At 68.9% G+C, this 15,530-nt stretch carries 13 protein-coding genes; all 13 read right to left on the bottom strand.

The window, feature by feature from the left end; translation table 11 throughout:
• Positions 1-5: 5 nt before the first annotated feature.
• Complete coding sequence (locus MW290_RS25355; protein ID WP_250197116.1) at positions 6-2,057, bottom strand: type VI secretion system Vgr family protein; 2,052 nt, start codon at positions 2,055-2,057, stop codon at positions 6-8.
• Complete coding sequence (locus MW290_RS25350; RefSeq protein WP_250197115.1) at positions 2,050-3,387, bottom strand: tetratricopeptide repeat protein; 1,338 nt, start codon at positions 3,385-3,387, stop codon at positions 2,050-2,052. Before MW290_RS25350 ends, MW290_RS25355 begins: the two co-directional genes overlap by 8 nt.
• Before the next feature lie 12 nt (positions 3,388-3,399).
• A complete protein-coding gene (locus MW290_RS25345) occupies positions 3,400-4,419 on the bottom strand; it encodes a hypothetical protein (RefSeq protein ID WP_250197114.1) in 1,020 nt (339 codons plus the stop codon).
• 12 nt (positions 4,420-4,431) lie between these two features.
• Positions 4,432-5,289 (bottom strand): putative adhesin, encoded by an 858-nt coding sequence (locus MW290_RS25340; RefSeq protein WP_250197113.1) that lies wholly within the window; start codon positions 5,287-5,289, stop codon positions 4,432-4,434.
• Between the two features lies 1 nt (position 5,290).
• The gene (gene tssH, locus MW290_RS25335) at positions 5,291-8,011 is read right to left on the bottom strand and encodes a type VI secretion system ATPase TssH (RefSeq protein ID WP_250197112.1); all 2,721 of its coding nucleotides are present in this window, start codon (positions 8,009-8,011) and stop codon (positions 5,291-5,293) included.
• 8 nt (positions 8,012-8,019) lie between these two features.
• Positions 8,020-9,138, bottom strand: coding sequence for a type VI secretion system baseplate subunit TssG (gene tssG / locus MW290_RS25330; RefSeq protein WP_250197111.1), 1,119 nt, complete (start codon positions 9,136-9,138; stop codon positions 8,020-8,022).
• Positions 9,135-11,006 carry a type VI secretion system baseplate subunit TssF gene (gene tssF / locus MW290_RS25325; protein WP_250197110.1) on the bottom strand — a complete coding sequence of 624 codons (1,872 nt, stop codon included), beginning with the start codon at positions 11,004-11,006 and terminating at the stop codon, positions 9,135-9,137. Before tssF ends, tssG begins: the two co-directional genes overlap by 4 nt.
• Positions 11,006-11,512: a type VI secretion system baseplate subunit TssE gene (tssE, locus tag MW290_RS25320; protein WP_250197109.1), complete on the bottom strand. Its 507-nt coding sequence runs from the start codon at positions 11,510-11,512 to the stop codon at positions 11,006-11,008. The genes tssF and tssE overlap by 1 nt, the downstream gene beginning before the upstream one ends.
• A 25-nt stretch (positions 11,513-11,537) precedes the next feature.
• Positions 11,538-12,329 (bottom strand): type VI secretion system accessory protein TagJ, encoded by a 792-nt coding sequence (locus MW290_RS25315; RefSeq protein WP_250197108.1) that lies wholly within the window; start codon positions 12,327-12,329, stop codon positions 11,538-11,540.
• The gene (locus MW290_RS25310) at positions 12,326-12,796 is read right to left on the bottom strand and encodes an Hcp family type VI secretion system effector (protein WP_250197107.1); all 471 of its coding nucleotides are present in this window, start codon (positions 12,794-12,796) and stop codon (positions 12,326-12,328) included. The genes MW290_RS25315 and MW290_RS25310 overlap by 4 nt, the downstream gene beginning before the upstream one ends.
• Before the next feature lie 87 nt (positions 12,797-12,883).
• Complete coding sequence (locus MW290_RS25305; RefSeq protein ID WP_250197106.1) at positions 12,884-13,369, bottom strand: Hcp family type VI secretion system effector; 486 nt, start codon at positions 13,367-13,369, stop codon at positions 12,884-12,886.
• A gap of 99 nt (positions 13,370-13,468) precedes the next feature.
• The gene (tssC, locus tag MW290_RS25300; protein WP_250197105.1) at positions 13,469-14,962 is read right to left on the bottom strand and encodes a type VI secretion system contractile sheath large subunit; all 1,494 of its coding nucleotides are present in this window, start codon (positions 14,960-14,962) and stop codon (positions 13,469-13,471) included.
• 40 nt (positions 14,963-15,002) lie between these two features.
• On the bottom strand, positions 15,003-15,512 hold the full coding sequence (gene tssB, locus MW290_RS25295; RefSeq protein ID WP_046115848.1) for a type VI secretion system contractile sheath small subunit: 510 nt from the start codon (positions 15,510-15,512) through the stop codon (positions 15,003-15,005).
• Between the last annotated feature and the right edge of the window lie 18 nt (positions 15,513-15,530).

Raw genomic sequence — 15,530 nt, 5'->3', positions numbered from 1 at the left:
TCCGTTCACGGCAGCGGGTCCTCGGGCTTTTCCAGCGCGGCGGGCTCGGCAGGGGCTTCGGGCGACTTGGGCGAGGCGCCGTTGCCGGCACCGGGGCTGCCGCCGGAGTTCACCTTGACCATGGTGCCGGTGATGGACACGTCGCCGCTGGTGAGCACCACCGACGAGCTGCCGCACTTCAGCGTGAGCGTGGCACCCGCTTCGATGACGACGTTGGCACCGCCCTTGATGTGCACGTTGGCCGCCGCTTCCACGCCCAGGTTGGCGCCCACCTTGTGCACCATGTCCGCGCCCGACTTGACCGACACCACCGCGGCCGATTCCTGCACCAGGTCGCCGGTGACCTTGAGGCCGTAGGCGCCGCCCACCTCGTTGGCGCTCTTGCCGGTGATCTTCAGGCTCTGGTCGCGGCCCACGCTTTCCTTCAGGTCGCGGGCCATCTTGCGTTCGACGTCGCGTTGCAGGTCTTCCTTCAGGTCGCGCGTGACGATGCGGAAGGCATCGCGGCCCACCCACACCGCCGAGTCGTTCTTGACCTGCTGGTAGTAGTCCTTCTCGGCATGGAACCAGACGTACTCGCTGCCCTTCTTGTCCTCGAAGCGCAGCTCGTTGAAGTTGGCGCGTTCGGCTTCCTTGCTGGACTGGCTGCGCCAGGTGGACACCGTCTTGTTGGCCGGCAGCTCATAGGGCACCACCTGCGTGGCGTTGTAGACGCTGCCGGTGACCAGCGGCCGGTCGGGGTCGCCTTCGATGAAGTCGACCACCACCTCCTGCCCGATGCGCGGCACGGCGATCATGCCGAAGCCCTTGCCGGCCGAGGGCGTGGCCACCCGCACCCAGCAGGAGCTGTTCTCGTTCTTCTCGCCCAGCCGGTCCCAGTGGAAGTGCAGCTTGACCCGGCCGTATTCGTCCGTGTCGATCTCTTCGGTGGACTTGCCCACCACGACGGCCGTCTGCGGCCCTGGCACCGTGGGCTTGGGCGTGATGCGCGGCGGCCGGTACACGGTGGCGGCGTCGATGGCGGTGAAGCTGCAACGGAACCAGCTCTCGGGCTGGCCCGACGACTGGTCGGTGAAGCCGGCATCGATGCGGGTGGACAGCAGCACGTACTCGGCGTTCTCCGCGTCGCGGGGGTGGTCCTGCAGCCTGAAACGGCTGCCGGCGGCCAGCGTGCGCACGCTGCCGCTGCCGGTCTTGCGGCGGGCCGAGGCAGCCAGCTCATCCACCCGCAGACCGGCATAGCGGGTGCCGGCGCTGGCCGCCTGGTAGTCGCCGGGCGGATCGTAGTGCTCGAGCGTGTCGTCGGCACCCGTGCCGTCCGACGAGGCGTCGGCACTGAGCGAGGTCTCGGGTGTGGTGAAGTTGTAGTCGTTGAGCGTGACCTTGCCGGTGTGCAGCTCCAGGCTGCTGCGCCACTCGTTGATGAACTCGTCGGTCAGGCTGCCGTAGGCCTGTTCGGCGAAGGGCACCTGCTCGAAGCTGCGGTACGGCGTGTGCGCCGACATCGCATTGACCACCACCATGGTGTGCTGCGAGTCGGTGTGTTCGAAGTAGTAGTACAGGCCCTCCTGCTCCATCAGCCGGCTGACGAAGTTGAAGTCCGACTCGCGGTACTGCACGCAGTACTCGTAGGTGGGCAGGCTGCCGCTGATGTCGAAGCGCACCGCATGCACATACCTCCCGAACACCTCGGCCAGGATCTCCTGCGCGTTCTTGTGCTGGAAGATGCGGGTGTCGGCACGGCGGGTCAGCAGCCACAGCCACGGGCGCAGCACCAGCCGCACCTGCAGCCAGCCAGCGGCAAAGCCTTCCAGACCCACCGAGGCCACCACGCCGTGCAGGTGGCGCTGGCTGGCGTCGGGCAGCTCCAGCGACACATGGGCCGTCTGGCCGACCAGGCTGTCGATGTCGACGGCGGGATCGCCGGCCACCGCGGCGACGTGGAACTCGAACAGGCGGCCCACCTCCTCGGTGGCCGAGAGGCTGCGGAACTTCAGCGCCTCCTCGCCCAGCGGCGTGGTGAGCTTCATCAGCGGGTTGTCGCTGGCTTCAGGCATCGTGTCTCCGGGTGGTGACCAGCCAGCCGTGCACCGGCTGGCCGGCTTCCTGGCGCAGGATCACCGGCGTCAGCGGCGGGGCCCGCAGGCCGGCCGCCGCCAGGCTGCGCTGCAGGTAGGGCTGGGCGTGGCTGTAGCGGCCATGGGCTTGCAGCCGATGGTCGGCGGCGTCTTCATGCGACTCGACGGTGAAGACCAGCAGCCCGCCGGGCCGCAGGCTGCGGGCGGCGGCGGCCAGCACCTCGTCCAGCCGGCCGAAGTAGCACAAGGTGTCGGCCGAGACCAGCACGTCGCAGGTGTCGGGGTGCGCGGCCAGCCAGGCGCCGAGTTCGGCCTGGTGCAGCGCGTCGTAGCCGCCGCGCGCGCGGGCCTGGGCCAGCATGCCGGCCGACAGGTCCACACCCACCAGCCGGCGGGCGTAGGGCCGCAGGTAGCGGCCACAGAGGCCCGTGCCGCAGCCGGCGTCCAGCACGTCGAGCTGCGGCGTCGCGGGCGGCTCGCCCAGCTGCAGGGCCAGCGCCTCGGCCACGCACTGCGGGGCGCGGTAGTCCAGCGCGGCCAGACGCTCATCGAAGCTGCCGGCGAAGTCGTCGAACACATGGGTCACGTACTCGTCCGGTGCACGCTCGGGCACGCCCTGTCCGGTGACGGCGGCCAGATGGTGGCGGGCCTGCGCGCTGCCCGGCTCCAGCGCCAGCCATTCGCGGAAGACAGCGGCTGCTTCTTCCAGCCGGCCGCTTTCGGCATACACGATGCCCAGCAGCCGGCGCATCCGGCCTTCGCGCGGCCGCAGTTCCAGCGCGCGGGTGAAGTGGGGCAGGGCTTCGGGCATACGCTGCCAACGGGCCAGCAGCCAGGCCAGGTTCAGCTGCGCGTCCGCATGGTCGGGGTTGCGTGCCAGCACCGCCCGGAACGAGGCTTCGGCCTCCGGCAGGCGCCGCAGGCGTGTCTGCATGCAGCCCAGGTTGTTCAGCACTTCCAGGTTGTCCGGGTCGAGCGCGCGGCAGCGCTCGTAGGCCTCGGCCGCTTCGGTGCCCTGGCCCGCCGCCAGCAGCGCATTGCCCAGGTTGTTGTGCCAGGCGGCTACGCCGTCGTCGATCTGCACCGAGCGTTGCAACAGCGCCAGTGCCTCCTCCCGCTGGCCCCGCTGGTGCAGCAGCATGCCCAGGAAGTGCGTGGCATTGGCCTCCACCGGTTGCAGCGCCAGCAGCCGGCGGTACAGCTTCTCGGCGCCATCGAGCCGCCCCTCGCGGTGCAGGCCGATGGCCATGCGAAGCGCTTCGTCGAAGCTGACTTCGACGGCAGGCGGCGGGGTGCTGGCGGCGTTCATGGGCGTACTTCCTCAGGCCAGGCCGATGCGCTTCATCGCCTTGCTCTTGATGCCGGCGAAAAAGCCCTTCTTGCTGTGCGTGCCCTTGTCGCTGGACAAACCCTCGAGCTGCATGCGCGACGACTCGATGGCCTTGGTCGCGATCTTGAGCATCGGATCCATCTGCTTTTTCTTCACCGCCTCGACCTTGTCCATCCAGCCGGGCAGTCCGATGTCGGCCACGAAGAAGTTGGCCACCGTCGACGTGTCGGCGCAGGTGATGAGGTAGCAACCCAGCAGCGGGCATTCGCTGAACACCGTCAGGTCCAGCGTCTCGGGTGTGGCCAGCCGCTTGTTGCCGGCGCGCAGTTCCTTGACGTCGATGCCCAGCGAGGCCAGCTGCAGCCCCAGCCCGGCCAGCGCGTTGGCGGCGCCGATGCCGGCGGTGGTGCCGGTGCCCAGGTCGGCGAACAGGCCGGCGATCTTCAGGCCGGTGGCGGTGCTCTGGCGGGCCAGGTCCACCGAATGCTTGGCCAGGTCGCGGCGGATGATGTCCTGCACCGCCTCGGCGGCCGCATAGGCGTCGCCGCGCAGAAAGCCCTTCTTGTAGTCGCTGCTCTTGTACAGGTGGTAGCCGTCTTCGGCCACGGTCTTGGCGGCCTTGGCCAGCTTGCCGCTGCTGACCAGCACGCCCAGCACCGGCGTCACCTCGCCCACCAGGTCGGCCAGCGCTTCGCTGCCGATGGCGGCGATGACGTCATCGATGCCATCGAGTCCGGCGCATTCGGCCATGAACTCCTCGAAGGCCTGCTTCATACCCGGCAGCGAGGGCAGGCCCTTGGCGGCCACCGTGCCCCCTTTGGCCGCCTTGCCGACCTGGCCGCGCAGCTTCTTGCCCGAGCCCAGCAGGCCCTTGGCCGTCGACAACATCGAGGCGTTGCCGAACTTGAGCTGGGTGCCGCTGAACATGGCCGTGACCGCCTGCCGGCGCGCCTGGGCCAGCGCGGCCAGGGCGATGAACTCTTCGCGGCTGAGGTTCTTGGACGAGGGCATGCGGTACGGCTTTCAGCCCCAGCTTTGGGTGGTGTGGTTGTAGGTCATCCAGCGGCCGGCGGTTTCGCTCCACATCTGGCCGCGCCGGTTGAAGACCACGCGGCAGGCCGCCCAATGGAAGACGGCCGTGGCGTTGGCCGGGTCGTTGATGAAGCTGCTCAGCCGCGTGTCGGCATCGACGGTGATGAAGCGTGCATCCAGCTGCTTGCCGCCGGTGCCCTTCATGCGGTTGAGCAGCTTGAGCGTGCCTTTTTCCTGCAGCGTGTAGTCGAAGATGCGCTGAGGCCCCACCCAGGTTTCCACCGCGGCGACATCCTGGTGGTTGTCGATCATCTGGCCCACGTCGTTGCCCAGCGGCTCGAAGTGATCGCAGTAGAAGCGGATCTCCTGGCCCTTCTTCAGGTCGACCATCGGCCATGTGCGGTCAGCCATCTGCGCCCAGCAGCCATGGCCACTGAGCACTCGATGGATGCGGCTGGCCTTGTCGAAGGCCTTGGCCTTCTGCTGCACCGAGACCGCCGTGCTGGTGTCCACCTTCTGCACCACGTCCGGCCGCAGGGTCGGTGGCGGCAGCGCATTGGGCGTGACGTGCTGCATCGCCTGCTTGGCATTGACGATGGCGCCCTGGCTGATGCCCATGTTGTGCAGCGGTATCTCGGCGCGCAGGTAGTCGAAGGCCGCCTTGTACTTCACGTCCTTCTTGTCGTCGGGGATGCCGGTGATCTCGGCCGCGATCTGGTCCGGCCGCGTGCGCGCCGGGTAGTCGCGCAGCAGCACCATCAGGTTGTGCAGCGAACTGGTGCGGAACCACTCGTAGTGGCCGTTGGCGGCCCGCACCTTTTCCTGGAACTTGGTGAGCTGGAAGGCCATGTCAGAACCCGTAGCTGAAGTTCCCGTCCACCACGCTGACCTTCACCCGCTCGATCGGCTTGCCTTCCATCATGCGGGTCAGGAACTCGCGGCTGATGTCGGGCAGCATGGTGTTGGTGAGGATGGCGTCGATCATGCGGCCGCCCGATTCGCTCTCGGTGCAGCGGCTGACCACCAGCTTGACCACGTCGTCGCCCACCTCGAACGGGATCTTGTAGCGCGCTTCCACGCGCTTCTTGATGCGGCCCAGCTGCAGCCGCACGATGCTGCCCAGCATCTCGTCGGACAGCGGGTAGTAGGGAATGGTGACCAGCCGGCCCAGCAGCGCGGGCGGGAAGATCTTGAGCAGCGGCTCGCGCAGCGCCTTGGCCATGCCCTCGGGGTCGGGCATCAGCTCGGGGTCCTTGCACATGCTGGCGATCAGGTCGGTGCCGGCATTGGTGGTCAGCAGGATCAGCGTGTTCTTGAAGTCGATGCTGCGGCCTTCGCCGTCTTCCATGAAGCCCTTGTCGAACACCTGGAAGAACAGCTCGTGCACGTCGGGGTGGGCTTTTTCCACCTCGTCCAGCAGCACCACGCTGTAGGGCTTGCGGCGCACCGCCTCGGTCAGCACGCCGCCTTCGCCATAGCCCACGTAGCCCGGGGGCGCGCCCTTGAGCGACGAGACGGTGTGCGCCTCCTGATACTCGCTCATGTTGATGACGATGAGGTTCTGCTCGCCGCCGTACAGCGCCTCGGCCAGGGCCAGCGCGGTCTCGGTCTTGCCCACGCCCGAGGTGCCGGCCAGCATGAACACGCCGATCGGCTTGCTGGGGTTGTCCAGGCCGGCGCGGCTGGTCTGGATGCGCTTGGCGATCATCTCCATCGCATGGTCCTGGCCGATCACGCGCTGGGCCAGCAGCTGCGGCAGCTTGAGCACCGTCTCGATCTCGTTGCGCTGCATGCGGCCCACCGGAATGCCGGTCCAGTCGCCCACCACCGCGGCCACCGCCTGGTAGTCCACCGTGGGCAGGATCAGCGGGCTTTCGCCCTGCAGCGTGGTGAGCTGCTGCTGCACCTCGCGCAGGCGAGCCAGCGCGGCCTCGCGGTCGGCACCGGCGGCGGCCTGCACCTCGGCCGCGGCCTGGGCTTCCAGCGTGCTGCCGGTGCCTTCCACCGGCTGCGTGCCGCCGGGGCCCCCGCGCAGCTGGGCGCGCAGGGTCAGCAACTCGTCGACCAGCGCCTTCTCGCCGGCCCAGCGTTCTTCCAGCTGCGCCAGGCGGCCGCGTTCATCGGCCAGCGCGGCGGTGGCGTCGGTCTCGCGCTCGCGCACTTCGATGCCGATGGCCTTCTCGCGGCCGATGATCTGCAGCTCGGTCTCCAGCGACTCGATGCGCTTGCGGCTGTCGTCCACCTCGGCCGGCGTGGCATGCAGGCTCACGGCCACGCGGGCGCAGGCGGTGTCCAGCAGGCTCACGCTCTTGTCGGGCAGCTGGCGCGCCGGGATGTAGCGGTGGCTGAGCTTGACGGCGGCTTCCAGCGCCTCGTCCAGGATCTGCACCTGGTGGTGCTTTTCCATGGTGCTGGCCACGCCGCGCATCATCAGGATGGCCTTCTTCTCGTCGGGCTCGTCCACCTGCACGTTCTGGAAGCGGCGGGTCAGCGCCGGGTCCTTCTCGATGTACTTCTTGTACTCGGCCCAGGTGGTGGCGCCCACCGTGCGCAGCGTGCCGCGGGCCAAGGCTGGCTTGAGCAGGTTGGCCGCGTCGCCGGTGCCGGCCTGGCCACCCGCGCCCACCAGGGTGTGCGTCTCGTCGACGAACAGGATGATGGGCTGGGTGCTGGCCTGCACCTCCTCGATCACCGAGCGCAGGCGCTGCTCGAATTCGCCCTTCATGCTGGCGCCGGCCTGCAGCAGGCCCACGTCCAGCGCCAGCAGCTTCACGTCCTTCAGCGCTGGCGGCACGTCGCCGCGGGCGATGCGCTGGGCGAAGCCCTCGACCACCGCGGTCTTGCCGACGCCGGCCTCGCCCACCAGGATGGGGTTGTTCTGGCGGCGGCGCATCAGGATGTCGACCACCTGGCGGATCTCGTCGTCGCGGCCGACGATGGGGTCCATCTTGCCGCTGCGGGCCTGCTCGGTGAGGTCGGTGGTGAACTTCTTCAGCGCCTCCTGCTTGCCCATGGCGGCCGGGGCGATGGCGCCCGAGCCTTCACCCGGCGCGCCGCTGCCCACGCCAGAGCCGTCGGTGGCGCCCTGGCCGTCCTCGGGCGAGCCTTCGGTGATGCGGGCCAGGTTGTCGGCCAGGTCGTCGGGCTTGATCCTCTCGAACTGCCGCGACATGGCATACAGCGCATTGCGCAGCAGCCCGGTCTTGAGCATGCCCAGCAGCAGCGTGCCGGTGCGCACCGCGCTGTCGCCGAACATCAGCGAGCCGTACACCCAGCCACGCTCCACCGCGGTGTCGATGGTGTCGGAGATGTTGCTGATGGAGGTGGCGCCGCGTGGCAGGCGGTCCAGCGCGGTGGTGATGTCCTTGGCCAGCACCGAGGCATCCAGCCCGTAGTGCTTGACGATGCGGTGCCAGTCGGAATCGGGGTTCTGCAGGATCTGGGCGATCCAGTGTTCCAGCTCCACCGTCGGGTTGCCCCGCAGCTTGCAGAACACCGTGGCCCCTTCCACCGCCTTGTAGGCAAGGGCGTTGAGCTTGCCGAAGACGGCAACGCGGCTGATATCTGCCATGGTCGGACCTACCTCTCCAATGAATGCGGGATGGGCGCTGCCGGCGGCACGGGGGCCGCAGCCGGGGCGTTGCGATGGTTCTCGGTGTGCTGGCGCCTGCGCAGGGCACGCAGCGCCTCGATGGGGGCCAGCCGCAGCAGGGCCTGGCCGCTGCGGTCGCTCTGGCGCAGCCAGCTGTCCCAGCCCAGGCGGCCGTGGCGGCCCAGGCAGGCGGGGCGGATCTGCTCGGCCTGCAAGGCCAGGCACAGCGTCCAGCCGAATTCGTCGCCCACGTACTGGCGCACCAGCGCCACCACCGCGGGCAGCACGTGGCCGCCCGGCAGCAGTGCGGCAAAGCCGGCGTGGTCCAGCGGGCCGATGTGCACGGTGAAGTGGTGCTGCCGGTCCCACACGGTGGCGCCCAGTACCGCGCCGCCGCCCAGGCGGGCACTGGGGTTGGGGCGGCCGGCGCGCTGGCGGCCGATGCGGCTGCGCTCAGCCGGCTGCAGCGCCATCCAGGCGCCGGCGAACTGCGCCACCTGCACCGGCCGGCGCAGCAGGCCGCCCAGCAGCGCGGCCAGGCCTTCGGCGCTGCGCGACTGGCGGGTGAACACGCCGGCAAAGTGCAGCTTCACATGGTCGTGCACCGCATCGCGCTGGCGCAGCGCCGGGCTGCCGATGCCGATGAGGCTGCCCACGAAGGCGGCGAAGCGGTCGTCGTCGGGCCGGTCCAGGCCCACCGCGGGCTGGGCCTGCGCCCAGGCCCGGTAGAACAGCAGCAGCAGCCGGTGGTGGAACAGGTCGGCAAAGCGGGCGAAGGTCTCGTCGCCGTGGTGCAGCTCGCGCTCGCGGGCGTATTCGGTCAGGTGCAGCGGCAGCGGGCCGTTGGGCCCGAAGAGGCCGAGGAAGCGCACGTCGATGCGCGGCGGCCGCTGGCCGGTGGCCGGGCGCACCGCATGCAGCGTGGCCGGCGCAAAGCTGAGGTCGGGCGACTGGCCCAGGCGCACCGGCTCGTCCTGCGGGCGGCGGGCGGTGCCCAGCCGCGGCTGGCGCGGGTGCGCGGCTTCCACCAGCCGCAGCGCATGAAAAAAGTCGTAGCGCCAGGGCTCGGCGGCCAGCGCTTGCAGCAGGCTTTGCGCCTGGCTCATAGCACCGGCCTCGTGCCCGTGGTGGGCCGGCCCACCAGGATGGCGCCGCGGGTGGCCGAGCGCACATGGGTTTCGGTGAAGCCGTTCATCGACACATGCCGCGCCAGGAAGCGCTCCATCACGCAGCCCAGCAGAAAGGCGCTGCTGCCCTGGAAGGCCAGCTCGTCCACTTCCAGCTCGATGCGCACGCCGCGGCCGAAGGCAATGGGCCCGGGCATGGGCAGCCGGCGCACCACCGGCTCGGTGCGCACCGAGCGCAGGCCTTCCACCTGCTTGTGCTGGGCGGCATCGGCCTCGTGCACATACAGGCGCAGCATTTCGCGCAGCGCGGCGGCGCCTTGCTCGGGGTCGGTGTCCAGCAGCGACAGGTGGTTGAGCGACAGCTGGTTGATGAAGCGCCAGGCCACGTTGCCTTCACGCAGCGCCGACAGCGGGCGCGAGGGGCCCTTGACCACCCGCACGCCCTTGACCGGCGCGGTGGTTTCCAGCGTCAGCTCGGCGCCGGCCGGCAGCAGCAGCGGCAGGTCGCGGTTGCTGCACAGCGCCTTCACGCCCAGCTGCTGCAGGCTGCCGCTGTAGGGCGCCTCGCGCGCGTCCACCACGCTGATGAACACCTCGCTGCCCACGTACGACGAACGCGGCCCGTCGCGCTTTTGCGTGCTGCTCAGCAGCCGCGGCTCACGCTGCTGCGCGAAGTAGGCGTCGTGCTCATGGTCCTCGGCATGGAAGGCGGCGTACAGCGGCATGAAACGCCGCTCGCTCTGCGAACCCACGCCATAGCCGGTGACTTCCAGCACGTCATGGATCTCATAGTCCATCGGCTTGGTGCGGTCCACCACCACGTGGAAGTCGCTGGTCTGCGGCGAGACGTGGATGCGGTCGCAGCGCTGCTCGAACAGGTTGACGGCCGGCACGCAGTTGAGCGCCAGCGCGCTGGCATCCACCGACTGCTGCAGCGTGGGGTCGCCGCGCGAGAACAGCAGCACCAGCTCCACCTCCTGCCCGCCGACGGCGCGCAGCGACTCGCCCAGGCCAGCCAGCTCGAAGAAGAGGAAGCGCTGCGGAAATGCGAAGTACTCCTGCAGCAGCCGGTAGCCGTCGAAGCCGGGCAGGGCGGGCGGCAGCAGCGCCTCTTCGGGCTCGAAGCCCACGCGCCGCACGTCCTCGGCCTCGATGCGCTGCCAGCGGTCGCGTTGGGCACCAGGGCCCGAAGGCAGCACGAAGCCGCCGATCACGTGGCCGCACACCAGCTCATGCAGCCGGTAGGCGATGTCGTCGATGCCGGCGCAGTGCAGCCGCAGGTCCTGCAGCCGCAGCTGGCTGAAGTCAAGGCCGGCGGTGGTGCGCAACTTGATGCGCAGCCCGCCGCCGTGGCCGCGCCATTCGGGCACCGCGGCCAGCGGCAACTGGGTGGCATGGGTGAAGTAGCTGGCCTCGGTGATCTCCAGCGGCCACATCGTCAGGTCCTGCGCGGTGCGGAAGCGGCAGGCCGTCTGCCCGGTGCGTGCGCTGGCGCTGCCCAGCATGCTGAAGCGCGGCAGCGTGGTGCCGGTGGCCAGGCCGGCATCGGCCAGGTCGGGCTGCAGCTGGGCGATCAACATGGCCGGCGTGGGCGCGAGGAAATTGGGGTAGACGATCTCCAGCAGCCGCTGGGTGAAGCGCGGGAACTCGGCGTCCAGCTTCAGCTGCACGCGGGCGGTGAGGAAGGCGAAGCCCTCCAGCAGCTGCTCCACGTAGGGGTCGGCCACCTCCACGCCGTCCATGCGCAGCCGGCCGGCGATCTTCGGAAACTGCTGGGCGAACTCGGCGCCCATCTCGCGCAGGTGCGCCAGTTCCTGGTTGTAGTAGCGCAGCAGTCGCGGGTCCATCAGCGCGCCAGTTCCTTGATGTCGACGCGGCCCGTCTCCAGGTCGATGTCGGTGTGCAGCAGCAGCTCCAGCGGCACCGGCTGCGCCCACAGCTGGCCGCTGATGCGAAAGCTGATCTGGTTGTGGTGGTCCAGCTGTTCGCCGTCGACCACGGCCTCCACCTTCAGCGTGGGCGCCAGGATGCGCGGCTCATGGTCGATGATGGCCTGGCGCACCTGTGCCTCCAGCGACACCGCGTCAATGGACGAGGCGCACAGGCCCGACAGCGCGGGCAGTCCGTAGTCGATGACCGATCGCCGCACCTGCGGCCAGGCATCCAGCGGCTGCGAGTCACTCAGCCGCGCGCTGTTGAACAGCCAGCTCAGGTCGCGCAGCACGGCCTGGCGCAGCTGCTGGCGCGACAGCACCCGCTGCTCGGGCGGGTCGCTGCGCGTGTCGGGGTCGTCGTCGCGCAGGCGGTCCAGCAGCGCGGGCTGCAGGCGGTCGGCGGCTTTGTTCAGGGCCATGGCGCCCGCAGTCCGGCCGGGGTGATCAGGCGTGGAAGCTGATGGCGCGGGTGTCCATCAGCGCCAGGTCGCCGCTGTCGGTGGCCCACATGCGCTGGCCGGCGCCGATGACCAGGCCCGGCCGCGGCTCCAGCCAGTCGGTGCGGCGGGCCAGCGCCAGCAGGCCGTCAGAGAGGTCGGTGCCCGCATAGCGGGTGGGGATGAAGGCCACCGTCTCGCCGCCATTGCTGAACAGCAGCTGGGCCGGCGTCCACACCCGGTCGCGCAGGTCGGTGGGCGGCTCGATCTTGACTTCGGCCAGGCGCGTCATCGGCACCCAGTAGTAGCGGCCGTTGACGACCGCCTCGACCACCGGGCCCAGCCGCATGTCGGCATCGGCCAGCCAGTTGAAGGCCTGACCGTCGGCGCTGCCGGCGCAGTCGGGCGCGTCGTCCAGCGCCTGGATGCGCAGTTGGTGCGCATCGTCATGCTCGCCGCGGCCGTCGCGGATCAGGGCCTCGATCAGCAGCGCCACCCAGGCCTCGGGCTCGCCGAACAGCAGCGGCACCTTGCGGCCCTGGAACACCGCGGCGCGCAGGGCTTCGCACTGCAGCGTCTCGCGGTAGGTCTGCACCATGGGCAGGGCGCTGGCGTCCAGCTCGCCCACCACGTCCAGCTGGTTGCGGGCCCGCTCCCACTGGCCCAGCACGCACAGCAGCTGGAACAGGAAGATGCGCAGCTTGGCGTCGGCGGGCTTGGCGCGCACCTGGTCCTGCAGCAGCTTGAGGGCGCGCTGCGGATCGCCTTCGCGCAAGGCTTGTTCGGGGGTGGGGTTCATCCGGTGACCTCTGCCGTGAACGACGACGACGCCTTCTTGGCGCCGCGTTCGTCCTGGCCGCTGTAGCTCACGTCGATCTTCTCGAAGGCGATGGCCAAGCGTTCCACCAGCATCGGGCTGTCGGGTGCCTCGGTGCCGATGTCCAGCGCCGTCAGGCGGCCGCGTTCGATGGTGATCACCAGGTAGTCGATGGGCGTGCCACCGCTCTTGCGGACCGACAGCACGGCCTTCTTGATCTGTTCATTGCTGCGCATCACGCCCATCAGCGCGGTGGACGCGCTGTCCACACGCTTGGTGATGCGCAACTCGGACAAGGCGGCCCGCGAGGCGGTGCCCGCGCCGCCCAGGCCCGAAGCGGCACTCATGCCCCAGGACCACTCGCTGACCTCGATCTCGCCGAGGTGGTTCGCCGCGTTGGATTCGCCCCGGATCACGCCGGTGCTCTTGCCTTCGATGCGAAGGTGCATGTCGCCTTTGGCCATGGGTACGCTCGGGTCCAGCAGAAGAGGGGCCGGGCGCGCGGCGGCGCCCGGTCAGGTGCGGCAGCTTTCGCGTCAGGCTTCGGCGTTGCCGGCGATGTCGTAGGCGTAGTCCTTGGTGCCGCCCTTCTTGGCGCCCTTTTCGTCCTGCGGCTGGTACTTGTAGGTGAACTTGGCGAAGTTCAGCGACACGTTCTCGGTCAGGCGGTCTTCACCGCCGCTGCCGCCGGTGGACACCGAGGTGACCAGCACTTCTTCCAGCTCCAGCACCACGTAGTCGAGCGGCTTGCCGCCGGCCTTGCGCACGATCAGCTTGGCCTTGGGGTGGTGGGTGCCTTCGCACACCGACTTGAGCAGCGCGTTGGACGAGGAGTCGATGTACTTGGTGAAGGACAGGTCCTGCACGTTGGCCTTGCCGCTGCCGCCGCCGCCGCCCATGTGGGTGGTGCCCGAATTGCTCATGCCCCAGCTCCAGGCGAGCACGTCGATCATCTCGGCGTTGGTCTTGTCGGTCGACTCGCCCTTGATGTCGCCGATCTGGATGAACATGTCTACAGCCATGATGGATCTCCTTGATGCCCTGCGCGAATGCGGGCGGTTGGTTGTCGCGTGAACACTCTAGGCGGCGCACCATGCGCCGCCATCCCCAAGAAACGAGACTCAGGCGCCCTTGGCCGAAGGCAGCTTGGACACCAGGCGCAGCGACACCGTCAGCCCTTCGAGCTGGTAGTGCGGCCGCAGGAAGAACTTCGAGGTGTAGTAGCCGGGGTTGCCTTCCACTTCCTCGACCACCACCTCGGCGGCGGCCAGCGGCTTGCGGGCCTTGGTCTGCTCCGACGAGTGCGCCGGATCGCCGTCCACGTAGTTCAGGATCCAGTCCTGCAGCCAGCGCTGCACGTCGTCGCGCTCCTTGAAGGAGCCGATCTTGTCGCGCACGATGCACTTCAGGTAGTGGGCAAAACGACAGGTGGCGAACAGGTAGGGCAGCCGCGCCGCCAGGTTGGCATTGGCGGTGGCGTCCGGATCGTCGTATTCGGCCGGCTTTTGCAGCGACTGCGCGCCGATGAAGGCGGCGAAGTCGCTGTTCTTGCGGTGCACCAGCGGCATGAAGCCGTTCTTGGCCAGCTCGGCCTCTCGGCGGTCGCTGATCGAGATCTCGGTCGGGCACTTCATGTCCACGCCGCCGTCGTCGGTCGGGAAGGTGTGGGTGGGCAGGCCTTCCACAGCGCCGCCGGACTCGATGCCCCGGATGCGCGAGCACCAGCCGTATTCCTTGAAGGAGCGGTTGATGTTGGCCGCCATCGCATAGGCGGCATTGGCCCACGTGTACTTGCTGTGGTCGGCCGCGCCGGTGTCTTCCTCGAAGTTGAAGGCTTCCACCGGGTTGGTGCGGGCGCCGTACGGCAGCCGCGACAGGAAGCGCGGCATCGCCAGGCCGATGTAGCGCGAATCGTCCGACTCACGCAGCGAGCGCCAGGCGGCGTACTCGGGCGTGGTGAAGATCTTGGTCAGGTCGCGCGGGTTGGCCAGCTCCTGCCACGAATCCATCTGCATCACGCTGGGCGAGGCACCGGCGATGAAGGGCGCGTGGGCGGCCGCGGCCACCTTGGCCATCTCGCCCAGCAGCTCCACGTCGGGCGCGCTCTGGTCGAAGTGGTAGTCGCCCACCAGGCAGCCGAAGGGCTCGCCACCGAACTGGCCGAACTCTTCCTCGTACAGCTTCTTGAACAGCGGGCTCTGGTCCCAGGCCGTGCCCTTGTAGCGCTTGAGGGTCTTGCCGAGATCCTGCTTGCTGATGTTCATCACGCGGATCTTCAGCATCTCGTCCGTCTCGGTGTTGTTGACGAGGTAATGCAGGCCTCGCCAGGCACCTTCGAGCTTCTGGAAATCGGCGTGGTGCAGGATCAGGTTGATCTGCTCCGACAGCTTCTTGTCGATCGCGGCAATCATGTCCTCGATCGTCTTGATCGTGTCCTTGCCGATCAGCTGCGTCTGCGACAAGGCCTGCTGGGCCAGCGTCTGCACGGCCTGTTCCACCGCGCTCTTGGCCTCGTCGCTCTTGGGCTTGAACTCTTTCTGCAGCAGCGAGGCGAGGTCGTTGCCTTCGAGGCTGACCGCGGCCAGTGCGGAAGAGCTGGTTTGGGCTTCTGCCATGGGATGTGCTCCGGGTTCGGGTGTCAGCGTGCGGTGCGCGTCAGGTGGCGCTGCCTTCGTCGGCGGGCTTGGCCGAGGCGGCCAGCGAGCCCAGCAGCGCCGGGTCGGCCAGCAGCTTGGCGATCAGCTCTTCGGCGCCGCCCTTGCCGTCCATGTAGGTCACCAGGTTCTGCAGCTGCTCGCGGGCGGTCAGCAGCTTGTTGAGCGAGTCCACCTTGCGGGCCACGGCCGCGGGCGAGAAGTCGTCCATGCTGTCGAACGACAGGTCGACGTTGATGTTGCCTTCGCCGGTCAGCGTGTTGGGCACCTGGAAGGCCACGCGCGGCTTCATCGACTTCATGCGCGCGTCGAAGTTGTCGACGTCGATCTCGAGGAACTTGCGGTCGGCCACCGGTGCCAGCGGGTCGGCCGGCTTGCCCGAGAGGTCGGACAGCACGCCCATGACGAAGGGCAGCTGCACCTTCTTCTCGGCGCCGTAGACCTCCACGTCGTACTCGATCTGGACCCGCGGTGCCCGGTTGCGGGCGATGAATTTCTGGCTGCTACCCATGACTCACTCCTTGGTTGG

It is taken from the genome of Aquincola tertiaricarbonis, assembly GCF_023573145.1.
Taxonomy (GTDB): domain Bacteria; phylum Pseudomonadota; class Gammaproteobacteria; order Burkholderiales; family Burkholderiaceae_C; genus Aquincola; species Aquincola tertiaricarbonis_B.
This window is presented reverse-complemented; position numbering and strand designations above follow the sequence as displayed.